Annotated in this window: 14 protein-coding genes; 4 read left to right on the plus strand and 10 right to left on the minus strand. The window is 71.2% G+C overall.

The features are described 5' to 3' along the window. Positions 1–13: 13 nt before the first annotated feature. The 6 genes from dnaB to AC29IT_RS06700 form a co-directional block, all read right to left on the minus strand. Entirely contained in the window at positions 14–2,266 is a 2,253-nt protein-coding gene (gene dnaB / locus AC29IT_RS06675; protein ID WP_488218257.1) for a replicative DNA helicase, read from the minus strand. A gap of 665 nt (positions 2,267–2,931) precedes the next feature. Then, positions 2,932–3,384: a 50S ribosomal protein L9 gene (gene rplI, locus AC29IT_RS06680; protein WP_358435151.1), complete on the minus strand. Its 453-nt coding sequence runs from the start codon at positions 3,382–3,384 to the stop codon at positions 2,932–2,934. A gap of 88 nt (positions 3,385–3,472) precedes the next feature. After that, positions 3,473–3,712 carry a 30S ribosomal protein S18 gene (gene rpsR / locus AC29IT_RS06685; protein ID WP_184484100.1) on the minus strand — a complete coding sequence of 80 codons (240 nt, stop codon included), beginning with the start codon at positions 3,710–3,712 and terminating at the stop codon, positions 3,473–3,475. 47 nt (positions 3,713–3,759) lie between these two features. Beyond that, positions 3,760–4,251 (minus strand): single-stranded DNA-binding protein, encoded by a 492-nt coding sequence (locus AC29IT_RS06690; protein ID WP_488218156.1) that lies wholly within the window; start codon positions 4,249–4,251, stop codon positions 3,760–3,762. A 99-nt stretch (positions 4,252–4,350) separates the two neighbouring features. Continuing rightward, a complete protein-coding gene (gene rpsF / locus AC29IT_RS06695) occupies positions 4,351–4,716 on the minus strand; it encodes a 30S ribosomal protein S6 (RefSeq protein WP_224962174.1) in 366 nt (121 codons plus the stop codon). 163 nt (positions 4,717–4,879) lie between these two features. Next, positions 4,880–5,869, minus strand: a complete 990-nt coding sequence (locus tag AC29IT_RS06700) for a hypothetical protein (protein WP_358435156.1) — start codon at positions 5,867–5,869, stop codon at positions 4,880–4,882. Positions 5,870–6,101: 232 nt separating this feature from the next. Here AC29IT_RS06700 and AC29IT_RS06705 point away from each other — a divergent pair, with 232 nt between their 5' ends. Both AC29IT_RS06705 and AC29IT_RS06710 read left to right on the plus strand, forming a co-directional pair. Further along, entirely contained in the window at positions 6,102–6,872 is a 771-nt protein-coding gene (locus AC29IT_RS06705) for a deoxyribonuclease IV (RefSeq protein ID WP_488218157.1), read from the plus strand. 57 nt (positions 6,873–6,929) lie between these two features. Next, entirely contained in the window at positions 6,930–8,315 is a 1,386-nt protein-coding gene (locus tag AC29IT_RS06710) for a glycosyltransferase family 87 protein (RefSeq protein ID WP_488218158.1), read from the plus strand. Here AC29IT_RS06710 and AC29IT_RS06715 read toward each other — a convergent pair. The 3 genes from AC29IT_RS06715 to AC29IT_RS06725 form a co-directional block, all read right to left on the minus strand. After that, positions 8,291–9,949, minus strand: a complete 1,659-nt coding sequence (locus AC29IT_RS06715) for a glycosyltransferase family 87 protein (protein WP_488218159.1) — start codon at positions 9,947–9,949, stop codon at positions 8,291–8,293. The genes AC29IT_RS06710 and AC29IT_RS06715 overlap by 25 nt on opposite strands. A 79-nt stretch (positions 9,950–10,028) precedes the next feature. Next, the gene (locus AC29IT_RS06720) at positions 10,029–13,526 is read right to left on the minus strand and encodes a transglycosylase domain-containing protein (protein WP_488218160.1); all 3,498 of its coding nucleotides are present in this window, start codon (positions 13,524–13,526) and stop codon (positions 10,029–10,031) included. A 102-nt stretch (positions 13,527–13,628) separates the two neighbouring features. Continuing rightward, positions 13,629–14,033, minus strand: coding sequence for a DUF5318 domain-containing protein (locus tag AC29IT_RS06725; RefSeq protein ID WP_358435415.1), 405 nt, complete (start codon positions 14,031–14,033; stop codon positions 13,629–13,631). A 792-nt stretch (positions 14,034–14,825) separates the two neighbouring features. Between AC29IT_RS06725 and AC29IT_RS06730 the strand changes: the two genes are divergently transcribed. Next, entirely contained in the window at positions 14,826–15,923 is a 1,098-nt protein-coding gene (locus AC29IT_RS06730; RefSeq protein WP_488218161.1) for an inositol-3-phosphate synthase, read from the plus strand. A gap of 40 nt (positions 15,924–15,963) precedes the next feature. On the opposite strand, the gene AC29IT_RS06735 is transcribed toward AC29IT_RS06730, so the two are convergent. After that, the gene (locus AC29IT_RS06735; protein WP_358435167.1) at positions 15,964–16,812 is read right to left on the minus strand and encodes a diguanylate cyclase domain-containing protein; all 849 of its coding nucleotides are present in this window, start codon (positions 16,810–16,812) and stop codon (positions 15,964–15,966) included. 334 nt (positions 16,813–17,146) lie between these two features. Here AC29IT_RS06735 and AC29IT_RS06740 point away from each other — a divergent pair, with 334 nt between their 5' ends. Continuing rightward, positions 17,147–18,463: a glycosyltransferase 87 family protein gene (locus AC29IT_RS06740; protein WP_488218162.1), complete on the plus strand. Its 1,317-nt coding sequence runs from the start codon at positions 17,147–17,149 to the stop codon at positions 18,461–18,463. Positions 18,464–18,487: the final 24 nt, after the last annotated feature.

Raw genomic sequence — 18,487 nt, forward strand, 5'->3', positions numbered from 1 at the left:
GGTGCGGCACGCCCTATTCCGGGGCCATGTCGACGAAGCGGCTGTAGTGCAGCTGGTGGGCGACGGTGATGGTGGCCTGGGGGCCGGCGCGGTGCTTGGCCAGGATCAGGTCGGCCTCGCCCATCCGGGGGTCGTCGCGTTCGAACGCGTCCGGCCGGTTGATCAGGATCACCATGTCCGCGTCCTGCTCCAGGGAACCGGATTCACGCAGGTCCGAGAGCTGCGGGCGCTTGTCGGTGCGCTGTTCGGGACCTCGGTTCAGCTGGGAGATCGCGACGACGGGGACTTCCAGCTCCTTGGCGAGCAGCTTGAGGTTTCGGGAGAACTCCGAGACCTCCTGCTGCCGGGATTCGACGCGCTTGCCGGAGGTCATCAGCTGCAGGTAGTCCACGACGACCAGCTGGATGTCGGCGCGCTGCTTGAGCCGCCGGGCCTTCGCCCGGATCTCCATCATGGTGAGGTTCGGCGAGTCGTCCACGTACAGCGGCGCTTCGCTGATCTCGCTCATCCGCCGCGCGAGCCGCGTCCAGTCGTCGTCGGTCATGCGGCCACCGCGCATGTCGCCGAGCCGGATGCGGGCCTCCGCGGAGAGCATGCGCATCACGATCTCGGTCTTGCCCATTTCCAGCGAGAAGATGACGCTGGCCAGGCCGTGCTTGATCGACGCGGTGCGGGCGAAGTCCAGGCCCAGCGTGGAGTTGTGCGTGGGCACCATGCCGCGGCCCGCGAGGTACAGGTGGTCGGGGGCGTCGACCTCGACGCAGCGCACCGGCACGCTCGGCACTTCGCGGAGGGCGACGATGCGGCGCGGCGGCTCGACGCGGTCCTGCCTGGCTTCCTTGTGCTCCGAGTTCTTCGCGGGCAGCCGGAACACCTCGTCCGGTCCGCTGTCGAACACGATCGCCACCCGGTCGAAACCGCCGGGTGCGGAGTCGGCGATCCGGGCGCCGCAGGTGTAGCCGAGGCCGAGCAGCAGCTCCCGCACCCGCACCGACAGCGGCTCGCTGATCTCCAGCCGCAGCCTGCCGTCGGCATCGACGGAACCGGCGGCGTCGAGCAGCCCGGCCAGCAGCGCGCGGCGCTGCTCCTCGCTGGCGCGCAGGTACGCGGGCGGCAGGTCGTGGTCGTCCCAGGAACCGAACCGGGCGAGCGCGGCGGGGATGTCCACGCCGAACTCGGGCTTCGGGGCGTCCGGCTCCGCGGCGCCCTCCTCGGCCGGGTATTCGACGACGGCGCCGACGGTGGTGACCTCGGCGTCCGCGGGTTCGGCGGCGTGCGCGAGACCGGCCTGCTCCAGCAGTTCCGGCGCGCCGCGCACCTGCCCGGACTCGTCGCCCGCGGCGAGCCACACGCCGAGCGCGTACGGCGCGACGGGCAGCTCGCGCTGCGGCAGCCGGAGGCCGGTGTGCGCGGGGAGTTCGTGGTCGGTGCCTGCGGCGGCGAGTTCGGCGGTGGTGCGGACCTGACCGTCGGAGAGCCGCCACTGGTGCTGGGCGTCGGCGACGAGGACACCGCCGTCGGAGAACTCGACTTCGAAGCAGGGGCGGTCGGTGAGCACCTCGGTCGCGCGCACCACCCGGATGGGCTGCCCGGACAGCCCGATCAGCTCGTCGCCGACGGCGACCTCGCCCATCGTGGTCCAGCCGCCGGGGGTGGGCAGCGGGGTGTCCAGCGCGAGCGCCTTGCCGACACCTGGTCGCGCCGCGACGATGATCATCTGTCCGCCGTGCAGCCCGTTGGTGACCTCGTCGAGGTCGACGAAACCGGTGGGGATGCCCTGGGACTCGCCGCCGCGGGAGGCGATGGCGTCGATCTCGTCCATCGTCGGCTGCAGCAGGTCCTCCAGCGCGGCGTAGTCCTCGCTGGTGCGGCGCTCGGTGACGTCGTAGATGGCGGCCTGCGCCCGGTCCACGACCTCTTCGATCGCGGAGCCCTCGGCACCGTGGTAGCCGAGCTGCACGATCCGGGTGCCCGCTTCGACCAGGCGCCGCAGCACCGCCTTCTCCGCGACGATCTCGGCGTAGTAGCCGGCGTTCGCCGCGGTCGGCACGCTGGCGATCAGCGTGTGCATGTAGGGGGCGCCGCCGATGCGCTGCAGCTCCTGGCGGCGTTCGAGCTCGGCGGAGACGGTGATCGCGTCCGCGGGTTCGCCGCGGCCGTACAGGTCGAGGACGCAGTTGTAGATGGACTGGTGCGCGGGCCGGTAGAAGTCGTTCGGGGTCAGCACCTCGACGACGTCGGCGATGGCGTCCTTGCTGAGCATCATGCCGCCGAGCACGGACTGCTCCGCGGCCAAGTCCTGCGGGGGCTGGCGTTCGAAGCCGGAGTCCCCGTTCGACGCGGGCTGTGCGCCTCGTTCGTCTGCCAACGCCACGGGTACCCGTCACCTCCGACACCGTCACCCGCCACCGCTGCGGGCGGCCTTATTGGTCGCGCGATCCACGACGGCGTCCCCGGTGCGGGAGCCGGCCGGAACGCACCGGCCGATCACGATCCGTCACGCGCGGGCGCGTGGGGGAAGCTAGATCGCTCGCATGGACCAGGCAAACCGAGCTGTGGACAACTATCGGGACAACCTGTGGACAGCTGGGGACAAGTCGCGGATACCTGTGTACAACTCGGCGGAACAGATGGGGACAACCTGGGGACAACCGACCAAGATCATCCGAAAAGCACAGGTCAGCCCTTGTGGACTGCTTGTGGAGAAATCTGTTGAAAAACCCGCGGCGTGTCGCGGGGAAACTGCTCGTTCGGCGTGTCGAAGTCGACGGCGCACGAACGAGTTCCGTCACCGTCAAGCTGGCGAACGGGTGATCATCGCCGCCCGCCGGACAGCGGAACCCACCGGCGCCGAACGCTCCAGCGCGGCGGCCGGACGCATCGGCGGAAGCCCGGGAAGCCCGGACTCCCGCCGAACGAACGCGTACCGGGTCAGCTCGCGGCCGACACCTGGACGTTCACCGACGCCTTGACGTCGGGGTGCAGCCGGACGTCGACCCCGTGCTTGCCGAGGGCCTTGATGTGACCGCGCAGGTCCACCGTGCGCTTGTCCAGGTTCGGGCCACCGGCCTTGCGCACCGCTGCCACGACATCGGCGGCGGTGATCGAACCGAACAGCTTGCCCTGCGCCGAGACCTTGGCGTTCAGCGTGACCGGACCGAGGTCCTGCAGCTGCGCCTTCAGCTCCTGGGCGTGCTCCAGGTCGCGGACCCGGCGCGCCTCCTGGGTGCGGCGGATCGTCTCGATCTGCTTCTGCGCGCCCTTGGTGGCGACGATGGCCAGGCCGCGCGGCAGCAGCAGGTTGCGCGCGTAGCCGTCCTTGACCTCGACGATGTCACCCGACTCGCCCAGGCCGGTCACGTCAGCAGTCAGAATGATCTTCACGACGTGTCTCCTTCTAGCGTCTCTCACGAGACCGCGGACATCCGGGACCGCGCGCCGGAGCAGCGCGGGCCGGACGAGCGGTCTCGAATCAGCGGGCGGTCGAGGTGTAGGGCAGCAGCGCCATCTCGCGGGCGTTCTTCACCGCGATGGCGACGTCGCGCTGGTGCTGGCTGCAGTTGCCGGTCACCCGACGGGCGCGGATCTTGCCGCGGTCCGAGATGTACTTGCGCAGCAGCGTCGTGTCCTTGTAGTCGATGCTCTGCGCAGCGCGGTCCTTGCAGAACACGCAGACCTTCTTCTTAGGCTTGCGCACAGGCGCCTTGGCCATGGTCTTCCTCCTGGAAAGCTAATTCGAGTCGAGTGAGCGCGCGGGCGTCAGAACGGCGGTTCGTCGCTGAACCCGCCGCCGGAAGAACCGGCGGGGGGAGCCGAACCCCACGGGTCGTCGGCAGGCGCGGACTGGCCGCCGCCACCACCGAAACCACCGCCGCCGCCGCCACCGCGGCTGACCTTGTTCACCTTGGCGGTCGCGTACCTCAGGGAGGGCCCGATCTCGTCGACCTCGAGCTCGACGACGGTGCGCTTCTCGCCTTCCTTCGTCTCGAAGGAACGCTGGCGCAACCTGCCCTGCGCAACGACCCGCATGCCGCGGGTCAGCGTCTCGGCCACGTTCTCCGCGGCCTGGCGCCAGATGTTGCAACGCAGGAACAGCGCTTCGCCGTCCTTCCACTCGCCGGACTGGCGGTCGAAGGTGCGCGGCGTCGAGGCGATCGTGAAGTTCGCCACGGCTGCACCGGAAGGTGTGAAGCGCAGCTCCGGGTCGGCGGTGAGGTTGCCGACCACCGTGATTACCGTTTCACCGGCCATCGCCTGGACTCCGTCCTTGACATGCGGGGTCTCTTGAAATGCGGGTCACCTGAAGTGCGGATCGCCGCCAACGGACCGGACTGATCCGGTCGCGGTCGCTCAGGCCGAGGCCTCGGAGCGGTTGGCGTGCTTGGTCGCCTTCGCGGCCGCGCGGGCCACGCGGGCCTCCTTGCGCGGTTCGGCGACGCGCCGCTGCACCTTGGTGCGCAGGATCGTCTCGTTCAGGTTCAGCTGGCGGTCCAGCTCCTTGATCGAGGCGGGCTCGCTGTTGATGTCCACGACGACGTAGATGCCCTCGGCCTGCTTCTCGATCTCGAAGGCGAGCCGGCGACGGCCCCACACATCGAGCTTCTCGACGCTGCCACCGTCGTTGCGGATGACCTTGAGGAAGTTTTCCAGGGACTGAGGCACGGTGCGCTCGTCCAGGCTCGGGTCGAGGATGACCATGAGCTCGTAATGACGCATGAAGACCACTCACCTCCTGTGGACTCACGGCCACGGACTTTCCGTGGCAGGAGGGTCCTTCACGAACCCGGCAAGGCTAGCAACCAGGTCCGACGGTCCGGTGAGGTGGGTACCACCGCGCCGCGGGCGATCAGGTGCGGCGCGAGCGGCTCGCCGCCGCCGATCAGGCGCGGCGCAGCACCCAGGTGCGGACCAGGGCCGCGGTGACCCCGGCGAGCGAGATCGCGGCGATGAGCACCGGCAACGCCACCCGGTCGCCCTGGCTCATCGGCAGCGCCTCGGCCTTGCCCGCGGCCCGGACCTCGTCGCGCGCCGCCTGCTCGGCCTGCTCGCGCTCCTTCGCGGCGGCCTGTTCCCGCAGGTCGCCGATGTTCGGCGAGAAGCCGGGGGCGGCGCCGAACTGGGCCTGCGCCCACGGCGGCAGCTGGCCGGGCAGGCCGGGCGCGCCCGTGGCGTAGCCGGGCGGCGCGACCAGCACGGGGGCGCCGGTCGGGTACCCGGGCACACCGGGAGCGGTGGTGCCGGGCGCCGGCTGCACGCCGGTGCTCGGCGGCGCGGGCGCCGTGTTCGTCGGCGGTGCGGGCTGCTCGCTGGGGTCCGGTTCGGGCGCGGGCGGCGGCGGGGCGGGCTTCTCGTGCCCGGTGACGCTCGCGCCGAGGCAGCCGAGGGCGGCGAGGTTGCGGACGTGCTTGCTCACCTCGGCGCCGCGGCCCTGCAGCGCGGCCAGGCCGTCGATGCGCGGGGTGAACTCCTGGGCGAGGGTCTTGCCGGAGAACTTCTGCTTCTCCTCGGTGACGGTGCCCAGTGTGATCGACCCGCCGCTCTTGAACTCCTGCACGGCCTGGTCGGCGACGTCGAAGCCGAACGGGAAGACGAGCAGCGTCCCCTGCCGCACCTTCGCGTCCAGCGTGTTCGGCGAGGCGAGGATGGTCTGGCCGTACTCGCTCGATTCGGTGGTGCCCGCGCACTGGTCGAGGACGACGGAACCCGCGGCGCTCGCGGTCCCCGCGCCGAGCAGGCTGCTCGCGGTGACGAAGGCACCGACGGTCCCGGCGGCCAGCACCCGGCCGAAACCGGTGCGCGCCGCACGGCGCAGCAGCGGATTCACCTGCGGTTTCGTGCCTTCGCCTGGACGCATGGCTTCGTCACTCATGGTTCCTCCCCGCTGCACGGCCCCGTGATCCCCGTTCACCACTTCTAAGGAAAATAACGTGTCCCGCTGGCAAGTGGTGACGGCCCGCACACGAAAACTTCGCCAAATCCGCATCTTGGGAAACCTGAACGATTGAGAACCCGATTGCGCCACCGCTTCGGAGCAGCGCCGGACGGGTCGGGCGGGCCCGCCGCGCGGCACGGGCCGACCGGCGGGTGACTACCCTGCGGACATGCTCATCGGTGCTCATGTCCGGGACGACGATCCGATCACCGCGGCCCAGGAGCGGGGCGCGGACGTCGTGCAGTTCTTCCTGTCCGACCCGCAGGGCTGGAAGGCCCCGAAGCCGCACCCGCAGGCCGCGGAGCTGCGCGACGGCGAGCTCGCGGTGTTCATCCACTCGCCGTACGTGATCAACGTGGCGTCGTTGAACAACCGCATCCGCATCCCGTCCCGCAAGGCCGTGGCGCAGCAGGCGAAGGCGGCCGCCGAGGTCGGTGCCCGCGGCCTGGTGGTGCACGGCGGGCACGTCACCAAGGACGACGACCCGGCCGAGGGCATCGCGAACTGGCGCAAGCTGTTCGAGCGCCAGGCCAACGAGGGCGGGTTCGCGGTGCCGGTGCTGATCGAGAACACCGCGGGCGGGGCGAACGCGATGGCGCGCCGCTTCGACGTGCTCTCCCGGTTGTGGGACGCGGTCGGCGAGTTCGGCGCCGGGTTCTGCCTGGACACCTGCCACGCGCACGCGGCGGGCGAGGAGCTGCCGGGCATCGCGGAGCGGGTCAAGGGCATCACCGGGCGGATCGACCTGGTGCACCTCAACGACTCCCGCGACGCGTTCGGCTCCTCCCGGGACCGGCACGCGAACATCGGCGCGGGCGAGATCGACCCGGACGTGCTGGTCGCGGTGTGCGAGACCGCCGGGGCGCCGGTCGTGGTGGAGACCCCCGGCGACGGGCAGGCCGCGGACATCGGCTTCCTGCGGGACAAGGTGCGCGGGTGATCCGCACCGGCGGCTAGGGTCGGCGCGGACAGCGAGGGCCCGGCAGGGAGGACGCCGATGCGCGAGCAGCTCGCCGGTTCCCGGCCCGTTCCGGGCCGCGCGGGGCGGCGCCTCACCGCCGGGACGCTCGCGCTGCTGTGCCTGCTCACCGCGCTGGCGCTGGCCGCGGGCTGGGCGAACAAGGCCCGCTGCACCGGACCCGAGTTCGACCAGTGGGGCCGTTCGGAACCGGCCTACCAGGAACGCGCGTACTCGGAGGTCTGCTACTCCGACGTGCAGAACCTGTGGGTGGGCCGGGACATCGACCGGCACGTCTTCCCGTACGTGCACGGCGGCATCGACGAGGACGGTTCGCTGCACGGCGGCGTCGTCGAGTACCCGGTGCTGTCCGGCCTGCTGATCTGGCTGGGCGCGCTGGCCGTGCACACCGACGCCGGGTTCCTCGCCGCGTCGGCGCTGCTGATGGCGCCGTTCGGGGTGGCGGTGGCGTGGTGGCTGGGCCGGCTGAGCGGGCACCGGGCGCTGCTGTGGGCGTTGAGCCCGCCGCTGGTGCTGTACGCGTTCCACAACTGGGACCTGCCGGTGGTGGCGTGCGCGGTGGCCGCGGTGTTCGTGGTGCACCGCGGGGGAGCGCCGTTGCGCACCCGCGGCGTCTGGGGCGCGGTGCTGCTGGGAGCCGGGTTCGCGTTCAAGGTCTACCCGGGGTTGTTCGTGCTGCCGCTGGCGCTGCACGTGCTCACCGGTGGCCGCGGTGGTGCGGAGCTGCCCGCCGGGAGGCGGTGCGACGTGCGCGGCGCGCTGGCGGTGCTCGGCGCCGCGGCGGGGACCGTGGTGCTGGTGAACCTGCCGTTCGCGCTGGCCGGTTTCGAGGGCTGGTGGGCGTCGTTCGAGTTCCAGTCCGCGCGGAAGGTGGACCTGAGCACGAACTCCATCTGGTACTGGGGTTCCCGCGGCTTCGCCGACGCCGACGGGTTCCAGCAGGTGATGGGCGTGGTCTCGCCGGTGGCGGTGCTGCTGTCGTTCGCGGCGGCGTGCGCGGCGGGCGAGTGGCTGCGGCGGCGCACCGGCACCTACCCGTGGATCCAGGTGTCGGCGGCGGTGCTGTGCGGATTCCTGCTGCTGCACAAGGTGCACTCGCCGCAGTACGTGCTGTGGCTGCTGCCGTTCTTCGTGCTGCTGCGGGTGCGCTGGGGCTGGGTGGTGGCGTACCTGCTGGCGGACCTCGCGATGGGCATCAGCATCTTCCGCTGGCTGGGCGAGGGCGGCGGGATCGGCGACGGGTTCACCGCCCAAGCCCTGATGATCGGGGTGTGGGGGCGCGCCGCGCTGCTGGTCGGCCTGTTCCCGGCGTTCCTCCGGTCGACGTCCACGGTGGACGAGGACGAGTCGCCGCCGGAGTCCGATGTGGAGCGGACGGTTCAGCTCGCGCGTTCGCCGCGCTGAACCCCGGGCCCGACGGTCCGCAGCCAGCCGCCGATCCGGCGCGCGGCGCCGCGCGGCCAGGGCAGCACGACGCGGTCCGGGGCATCGTCGAGGAATCCGCCGGACGGGTCGTCCACCGCGTCCACCCCGTGCGAGCCCGCGGGGCCGAGCGCACGGCGCACCCGGTCCGCGGCCGGGTGCAGCACCTCGTGCACCACGAGCGCGCACAACGCGACCACCAGCAGGTCGCGGACCAGCACCGCGCCCAGGAACCAGCCCTCCGGCAGCCCCTTGTTGCCGGTGCCCAGGTAGTAGTACATCCGCGGCGCCCACATCGCCGCGTCCACGACCATCCAGCTCAGCAGCCACCGCCAGCGCGGCACCGCGAGCACCGCCAGCGGCACCAGCCACAACGAGTACTGCGGGCTCCACACCTTGTTCGTCAGCAGGAACGCGGCGACCACCAGGAAGCACAGCTGCACCAGCCGGGGTCGCACCGGCGCGGCCAGCGCGAGCCAGCCGATCGCGGCGCAGGCCAGCACGAACAGCCCCAGCGCCACCGAGTTGAGCACCATCGGCGACTGCCCCGCGGCGAGCTGCCCGTCGAACCCGGCCCAGCCGGTGAAGTGGGCGAGCGCGTTGTACAGCGAATCCGGATCGGCCCCGCGCGTGGTGTTGAGCCGGTAGAACTCGCCCCAGCCGACCGGGTACAGCAGCAGGATCGGCAGGTTCACCACCAGCCAGGCGACCGCGGCCCCGGCGAGCGCGCGTCCACCGTCGCGCAGGCGTCCCGCCCGCAGGCACAGCACGAGCAGCGGACCGAGCAGCAGCAGCGGGTACAGCTTCGCCGCGCCGCCGAGCCCGATCAGCACCCCGGCGAGCCACGGTCGTCGCTTCGCCCAGGCCAGCAGCCCGGTGGTGGCGAGCGCGGCGCTGATGGCGTCGAAGTTGGTGAAGGCGTGCACGAACACCAGCGGGCTCAGCGCGACCAGCGCCGCGTCCCAGGTGCGGCGCGCGGCGAGCCGCATCGCGGACCACACCACGACGAGCCAGGCCGCGGTGAGCCAGAACGCGGTGACGTTGAAGTACAGGACGGTGATCATCACCGGGGGCAGCCAGCCCAGCGCGGACAGCGTCGACCAGCCATCGGTGATCTTCGCGTTGATCCACTGGAACACCCCGGTGACCACCGGGTACTCCATGTAGTGCTGCTCTTCCGGCGGTGTCCCGGGCGCTGCGGTCCACGGCGTCTTGTACGGGAACACCCCGTCGGGGGCGAGGTCGCCCATGCCGAAGCGGGGGATGATGTCGGAGTAGCACATCGCCGTGTACTGGCGGTTCGCCCGCCAGTCCAGCTGGGTGCCCTGCGAGGTGTCGTAGGTCTGCAGGCAGGGCGCCTTGAACAACCAGGCCGCGGCGAGCGTGATCATCGCCAGCAGCAGCAGCACGCGCAGCGGGGTCCAGAACCACTGCCTGCCGACCTGCGCGTGCCTGCCCAGCGGGCCGCCGAAGGGGCGGGAGGCCGCCGCGGCGACCGGTTCGGTCCAGGTCGGTGCGATCCGGTCCGCCGCGTCCAGCGAGTCGCCGTCCACTGCCGCGCTCACCTTGTCGGGCTCCTCGGGCTCGGGACCGGCGTGCTCGGGCTTCGTGGACACGCCCGGATGCTACGACGTGCGGACGGTTCTCCCACGCCCGCACCGGGCGGCGTCGCGCGCCGCCCGGTGCGGGCCGGGATCATTCTCCGTCGCGTCCGCGGGTCGGTCCGACGGCGTTGCCGCCGGGCCCGTCATCGTCGTCGTCGCCCTGCCCCGGCGGGCAGCCGAACAAGCCGCAGTTGTCGGACGGGTCGGAACCCTCGGACTCGCTCTCCGACGTCTCGCTCTCGCTGGTGGTCGGCTGTTCGGACGTGGGCGGCGGCAGCTCCGAGGTCGTCGGCGGCGGCGGGGGTTCGCTCGTCGTCGTCGGCTGCGGCGGGAGCTTCTGCTCGAACTGGCCGATCGGGCTGGCCTTCGGGAACTGCTCCACCGGCAGGTTCTTGTGGTACTCGTTCATGAATTCCTGCCAGATGTCGCCGGGCAGGCCACTGCCGTAGATGATCTTCCCGTTGGACTGCTCCACCGGCACCGGCTTGCCGTCCTCGTCGGCGAGCATGCCGACCGCGGTGGACAGCTGCGGCGTGGCGCCGATCATCCACGCGTTCTGGTTCTTCTCGGTGTCGAAGTACTGGTGGGTACCGGTCTTCGCGGCCACCGGCCGGTCCTTGTCCAGCGGCAGCTTCGAGTGCTCGGCCACGCCGATCATCGACTGGATGACGTTCGCGGCGAGGTTCTTGCTCTCCGAGGCGCTGTCGGAGAAGGCCGGCTTGGACGGCTCCGGCGCGAACTCCTCGGTCTTCACCGCGTTCTGGATCTTCGAGACGAACTGCGGGTGGACCTGCTTGCCCTCGTTCGCGAAGGTCGCGTACGAGGCCGCCATGTCGATCGCCCGCACCGGGTAGGCGCCCAGCGCGATACCGGCGTCGACGCCGCCGTCCTTGTTCTGCAGCGTCGGCGCGCCGCTGTACTCGGCCGGCACACCTGCCTGAATCGCGGCCTCCCGCACCGACTTGGTTCCGAACTTCGCGGCCATGTTCACGAACACGGTGTTCACCGACTTGTTCATGGCCTCGCGGACACCGCAGTGCTTCGGGTCGTCGCACACCGAGCCCGGCGCGTTGCCGAACGTGGTGCCCAGGATCGGCTGGTGGTCGCTGCCGTCGTAGTACTCGCCGATGCCGTAGTCCTTCTCCAGACCGGCCATCACCACGAACGGCTTGAACGAGGAGCCCGGCGGCTGCGGCGAGGCGGCGTAGTCGAAGTACACCTGGTCACCGCCGCCGTAGTAGGCCCGGACCCCACCGGTCTTCGGGTCGACCGCGACCAGCGAGGTGCGCAGGTTCTCCGGCTGGCCCTGCGTCACCTTCCGGACCGCGTCCTCGGCCATCCGCTGCGCGTTCGAGTCGATGTTCGTGGTGATCGTGTAGCCGCCGAGGGTCAGCGCCTGCTCGTTGTAGCCCTCGCGCTCCAGCTCGGCGAGGACCTGCTTGCGGATGTGCAGCTGGGAGGCGCTGCCCTCCGGCTTGCTCTTCCACGCATCGCGCTCCCGGGTCACGGGCAGCGTCATGCCGTCGCGGACGTCCTTGGTCACGAAGTTGTTCTTCAGCATCTGGTCGGCCACGTACTCCCAGCGCCACTGCCCCTGCTCCGGGTCGACCCGCGGGTCGTTGTCGGTGGGGCGCTGCACCATGCCGGCCAGGACCGCGGCCTCGCTCGGGTCCAGGTCCTTCGGCAGCTTGCCGAAGTAGGCCTCCGCCGCGGTGTGGATGCCGTAGGCACCGCGGCCGTAGTACGCGGTGTTCAGGTAGGCCTTGAGGATGTCGTCCTTCGACTGCTGGTTGGTCACCTTGTAGGCGACGACGACTTCCTTGACCTTACGGGTGATCGAGTACTCGTCCTGGTCCAGCGCCAGCTTCACGTACTGCTGGGTCAGCGTGGAACCACCACCGGCGCCACCGCCGATCTGGTTGTACACCGCGACCAGGATGCCTCGGATGGAGAAGCCCGGGTTGGTGTAGAAGGACGCGTCCTCCGCGGCGACCGTCGCATCGAGCATCGGCTTCGCGACCTCGGCCCGCAGGTCCCGGATCATCGTCTTGGAACCCGCCTCGGGTTCCACCCGGGTCAGCTCCTTGCCGTCCGCGGAGTTGATGATGATCGTCTGCTCGGTGCGGCTGGCGATCTCCTCCGGGTTCGGGACCTCCCACATGGTGTAGCCCCAGGCGAACGTCCCGATGCCGAGCAGCAGCATCACCCCGGCGGCCACGTAGCAGGTGCGGCGGATGCGCCGCCAGATCTTCTTCCGCTTCGCCTTGCGGGCGCTCAACTCGTCGTCCGGGTCGAGCGGCTCGTCGTCGGGGCCGAATCCGTCGTCACCATGTCCGCGGTTCCCGTAGCCGTCGTCGTACCCGTCGTCGTAGTCGTCGTAGCGGCCGTCGTCGGAGTACGCGTCGTTCGTCGAGTAGTAGTCGTACGAGCTCTGCGTGGCCTCGTGGGTGAGCAGCTGCGGCTCGCGCGGCGCATCACCGTTCGCGCCACCGGCGGCTCCGGCCGCGCCCGCCGCTCCCGCTCCTGCCGCGCCCGCTGCGCCGGCACCTGCCGCGCCACCGCCCGCGGCGGCGGCCGCACCGCCGAGCGCGGCCGCACCGGCCACGCCGCCGACGACTCCACCGGCCACGGCACCACCGCGGCCGCGACCGCGGCCCTGGTCCTTGCCGTCCCCGGGGGTCTGCGGGATGTTCTCGGTCGGCCGCTCACCGGGCGGGACCGCACCGGGTGCGGGCCTGCCGCCGGGCTGCGGGACCTGCCGGGTGCTCTGGCCACCGGGCGGCGGCGGGGGCACCTGGCGGGTGGGCTGCTGGCCGGGTCGCTGCGGCGGACCGAACTGCTGGGTGTGCTGCTCGTCCGGGGTCGCGGGACCGCCCTGCTGCGCGGCTCCCTGCTGGCCCGGAGCCTGCTGTCCCGGGCCCTGCTGGCCTGGTCCCTGCTGACCCGGAGCCTGTTGACCTGCACCGGGCTGGCGCTGGGTGCGCTGGTCCGCGGCGGGCGGCGGCTGCTTGGTGAACGAGGTCGGCAGGTCGAGCTTGCGACCACCGCCGGAGTCGGCGGCGCGCTTCCCGGTCGGGGCGTCGTCCTCGTCGTCGAACGACGGCACCCACGCCCCGGTCTTCTCGGACGGCGCCTCGGCGTCCTGGTCACCGCGCGGGCCCTCGCCCGGCCAGTTCGGCTGGTCGCCGCCCTGCCGCGCGCGGCCCTGCGGGGGCTGCTGCTGGCGCGTCCCCTCACCGGGCCACGGACCCGCGCCCGGACCGGGCGGCGGCCCGGCGGGGCGCTGCTGGCCCGGGTTCTGCGGGCCCGGGTTCTGCGGCGGCGGGTTCTGCGGAGCGCCCGGCGGCGGACCCGGCGGACGCTGCTGCGCCCCCGGACGCTGCCCACCGGGCGGCTGGTTCGCGGGGTTCTGCGGTCCGGCAGGCCGACCGCCCGGCGGAGTACCGCCCGGGGGCGGTGGGCCCTGCGGACGCGGACCCTGCTGCCGGGACGAGGGGGGCGTGGCCCGGTCGTCGGGGGGACCGGGGTTGCGACCGTCGGGCTGCCGGGAGTGGCGGCCACGAGCTGGGTCGTCACGCTCGTCGTTCACGAGTTGGCCTCCAGGACAGGCGTCGTGCGACGCCAGGTGATGCATTCACGTCGGGGTGGCCCCGCTTCGCGCGGGGCGGTGCTGCTCGTTCTCACGGCCGGTTCACTCGGCCGCAGTCTTGCGCCGGGGGCGGCGGTTGTTCAAGTCACCGGTTCCGAGGACGTACGACTGCACCAGGTGGTTCCAACTGCACGTCCGACAGACTTCGACGACGTGCACGGTGAACTCCGCGATCGAGGCCGCCAACCGTTCCAGCTCATCGGGACCGCGGGCGGACCCCGATGCGTGCTTCAGTTCTTCGCCGAAGATCCACGACACCAGCGTGAGCGGTTCCTTCCGGCACACCGGACAGGTCACTTCGCTGGGCTCGCCGTGGTACTTCGCCGCCCGCAACAGGTACGGGTTCGCGTCGCAGACCTCCATCACCCCGACTCGGCCAGCGTGGACCTGCGCCAGCAGCGACCTGCGCTGCAACGCGTAATCCACCACTTGCCGTTGGGTCCGCACGAGGAACAGGGTACGTGTCCGGTGCCGGTGCTCCATGCGCCGTTAGGGGCAGCGCCCGTTTCCGTCGCGTGACCTGCGGTGTCGTGAGCAGCGTGGTTGGTCTCTACCTGCGCTGACCGGGGAAGCGCCGAAGATATACTCCTTTCTCGGGCAAGTACGGCTGGGGACGGCTCGGGCGCGGGAGGTGCGGATGCGCGAACTCGCCATGCCCGGCTTCCCGCAGCGGGCCCGGCGCACCGGGTCGGAACTGCGACGATCTCCGCACGGCGACCGAGGTGGCCGGGGAGCTCGCTGCGGGATGTTCTACCGGACGGCCGGGACGCCACCGCACCCCGGGTTGATCTTGAAATCCGGCGGCACCGATGGTCTCGGGACCAAACGGACCGCTCGCGCGCTGCGTGCCGGGCCGCGCCGCCGGAACGTGACCGGCCCCACGTCGCTGATCGGACCATTCGGGCGCAGCGCGGCGAACTCGCCGGATCCGCGGGAACAGCGCGTCCGGTCCGGTGGTTGTCGAAGAGGACACCGGTGCACGTCCCGGGAGTCGCGGGCAGCGGGAGCCCGCGGTGACCGGTCGACACCGGTCGTCGGCTTGCCCAGGCGGGGGACGCCGACGTCGCCGCACCCCCGCCGCGACCCGCGCGCAGCATCCGCGCGACGGGCCACTCCCAGACCACGGCCCGGCCGGGCCTGATCCGGCCGATCCGGCTGCTCGCGCGACCCCGGGAACCCCGGGGCACCGGCGAGCGGGAAGAAGGACGACGACACATGACCTACAAGGAGGACCCTGCCATGAGCACAGACCGCCGCGAGGGCGCGGTTCGAGTGGCGATCGCCGGCGTGGGCAACTGCGCGGCATCGCTGGTGCAGGGCGTCCAGTACTACGCCGACGCCGACCCGGACACCCGGGTTCCCGGCCTGATGCACGTCCAGTTCGGCGACTACCACGTGCGCGACGTGCAGTTCGTGGCCGCGTTCGACGTGGACGCCAAGAAGGTCGGCAGGGACCTCTCCGAGGCCATCGTGGCCAGCGAGAACAACACCATCAAGATCGCCGACGTCCCGCCGCTGGGCGTCCCGGTGCAGCGCGGCCACACCCTCGACGGGCTCGGCCGGTTCTACCGCGAGGTGATCGACGAGTCCGACGAGGCCCCGGTCGACGTGGCGCAGGCGCTGCGCGACGCCGAGGTCGACGTGCTGGTGTCCTACCTGCCGGTCGGCTCCGACGACGCGGGCAAGTTCTACGCGCAGGCCGCGCTGGACGCCGGGGTGGCGTTCGTGAACGCGCTGCCCGTGTTCATCGCCTCCGACCCGGAGTGGGCCGCGAAGTTCACCGAGGCGGGCGTGCCGATCGTCGGCGACGACATCAAGTCGCAGGTCGGCGCCACCATCACGCACCGCGTGCTGACGAAGCTGTTCGAGGACCGCGGCGTGCACGTGGACCGCACGATGCAGCTCAACGTCGGCGGCAACATGGACTTCCTGAACATGAAGGAGCTCGAGCGCCTCGAGTCCAAGAAGAAGTCCAAGACCCAGTCGGTCACCTCGCAGGTCGACCGCGATCTGGGCAAGCGGAACGTGCACATCGGCCCGTCGGACCACGTGCCGTGGCTGGACGACCGCAAGTGGGCCTACATCCGGTTGGAGGGGCGCGCGTTCGGCGACGTGCCGCTGAACCTGGAGTACAAGCTGGAGGTGTGGGACTCGCCGAACTCGGCGGGGATCATCATCGACGCGCTGCGCGCCGCCAAGATCGCGAAGGACCGCGGCATCGGCGGCCCGATCCTGTCCGCGTCCTCGTACTTCATGAAGTCGCCGCCGGAGCAGTACTCGGACTCGGCGGCCTACCAGGCCGTGGAGGACTTCATCTCGGGCGACGTCGAGAGCTGACGCGACGGTCCCCGCCAGGCCTCGGGCCCGGCGGGGACGTTCAGCGCTGGAGCTGCTGCTCGGCGCGGGAGAGCACGGCGTGCGCGGTGGCGTTGCCGTTGGTGGTCACCCAGGAGACCCGCAGGTTCGGCCGGACCCTGGTGGGCCCGATCCGCATCGGCCAGCTGGCCATCCGGCGGGCCTGCTGGGCGATGGCCTCGCCGTTGCCGTTCGGGTGGTCGGCGACCAGTGCGAACTCGTCGCCGCCGTAGCGGGCGACGGTGTGCTCGTCGGACATACCCTGCCGCAGGCGGCCCGCGAGGGTGCCGAGCAGCTCGTCGCCCCTGGCGAAGCCGTGCTCGGTGTTGAACGCGGCCAGCCGGTGCACGTCGAGCAGCACCAGCGTGGTGAGCATCCCGCGGGTGCGGGCGCGCACCAGGGACTGCTCCAGGCGGTCCAGCAGCAGCGCCCGGCCGGGGAGCCCGGTCAGCGGGTCGAGCAGGCCGCGGCTGTGCGAGACGTCGGTCTGCACGGCCTGCAGCAGGATCAGCACGCGCCGCTTCCCCTGGGCGCGCACCGCGTGGTAGTCGGCCCACAGCCGCGTGGGGTGACCGCCGCGCTCGACGACCATCGGGGTGGACAGCGGCGAACCCGCGCGCAGCACCTGCCCGGCCAGCTCGGACCAGTCCGGCATCGCGGCACCGGTGTCGTCGCGCACCTTCCAGCCGCTGGGTCTCGCACCGGTGAGCAGATCGGACTTCGTCAGTTGCATGAGGTCCGCGGCGACGTCGTTGGTGGCGAGCACCTGGCCGCGCTCGTCCGTGAGCAGCACGCCCACGGTCAATCCGGTGATCAGCTCGTCCCAGATCGGCGGCAGCTGGGATGGCGCGGTCACGTCCAGGACACTCATTCGGCCCCTCCTCCCCACCAAACGGAGCAGTCAACTGGACTCTCCTCTGCAGAGAGGTCTGAATTCAAGAGCATCACTACCACCCGTAATGGTGGTATTTACCGAGCGCGAATAACGCTGCGTCAGCAACTACCCGGGTCAAGTCCGAAGCGCCACCCGATGCGGGAAACGACGGGTCCATAAGGCGGATGATCTTCGACTGCGGTGCGCCCTGCGAGCCGCTCCGGTTCCGCCGGGCTCCGGCCCGATCAAGGGCTGCCTCTACGCTGGGCGACGGCCGTCGGCGCTCGGCGGCACCCCCGCATCGATGACCAGGACGGTGACCCTCGTGGCGGTGAGCGGACCGGATGACGCGACGCGACGACCCTTCGGCGAGGTGATCCGCGACCTCGCCAGGGAGAACCGCAGGCTGCTGATCGCGATCGGCGTCGCCGAACTGCTCGCCGTGCTGCTGGTCTCCACGATCAGCCCGCACGACCACATCGACGGCGAGGTCTACCGGCTCGGCGCCCGCGCGTGGCTCCAGGGCAAGGACATGTACGGCCCGCTGCCCGCCACGCAGTCCGGGCTGAAGCTGCCGTTCATCTACCCGCCGTTCGCGGCGATCCTGTTCGCCCCGCTCGGACTGGTCTCCAAGCTGGTGGCCGTGTCGATCATCATGCTGGTGTCGCACGTGGCGCTGCTGGTGACGCTGTACCTGGTGCTCGGGGCCTCCACGTTCCTGCGCGGGCAGCGGGACCGGGTCGTGCTGTGGACGGGCGTGGTGCTGCCGCTGGCGACGCTGTCCGAACCGGTCATGGAGACGCTGACCTACGCGCAGATCAACCTGGTGCTGATGGCGCTGGTCGCGGTCGACTGCCTGTGGCGCACCGGGCCGGGGCAGAAGACGCCGTACCCGCGCGGGCTGCTGATCGGCATCGCCGCCGGGATCAAGCTCACCCCGGCCGCGTTCCTGCTGTTCTTCCTGCTGCGCAAGGACTTCAAGCCGATCGCGATGGCGGCGCTCGGCTTCGCCGGGACCGTCCTCATCGGACTCGTGCTGGCCTTCGACGGCACCAGGAAGTACTGGACGCAGGAGGTGATGGCCACCGGCAACGTGTCCTTCGGCCCCACCTTCACCGGCAACGCCTCGGTGTACGCGGGCAACCAGTCGCTGCGGTCGGCGCTGACGAAGCTCGGCGTCGGGAACGTGCCGATGGTGCTCGTGCTGGTGACGCTGGTGGTGCTGGCGCTGGCCGTCGCGGGCATGGTGCACGCGCTGCGGCAGCAGGACCTGCCGATGGCGGTGACGCTCAACGGGCTGCTGTCGCTGCTGATCTCGCCGATCTCCTGGTCGCACCACTGGGTGTGGGCGATTCCGGCGGTGGTGCTGCTGGCGGGTGCCGCGGTGCGGCGGGCCGACTGGGGACTGCTGATGATCTCCGGGCTGGCGGCCTCGCTGTGCACGCTCGGGCCGATGTGGAAGGTGCCGCAGGGCAAGGGGCGGGAACTGCACTGGAACCCGCTGGAGCACCTCGTCGGCAACGCGTACGTGTACCTGGGGCTGGCGCTGCTGGCCTACTACGCCTACGGCCTGTGGCGCACCCACCGGCTCGGGAAGCGGACCATCGAACCCGACGACGAACCCCGGGTGTCCTCCACTCCCGCCTGATCGCGCCAGCCCCGGAACGCGGAA

The organism is Saccharopolyspora sp. MMCC62, assembly GCF_057736575.1.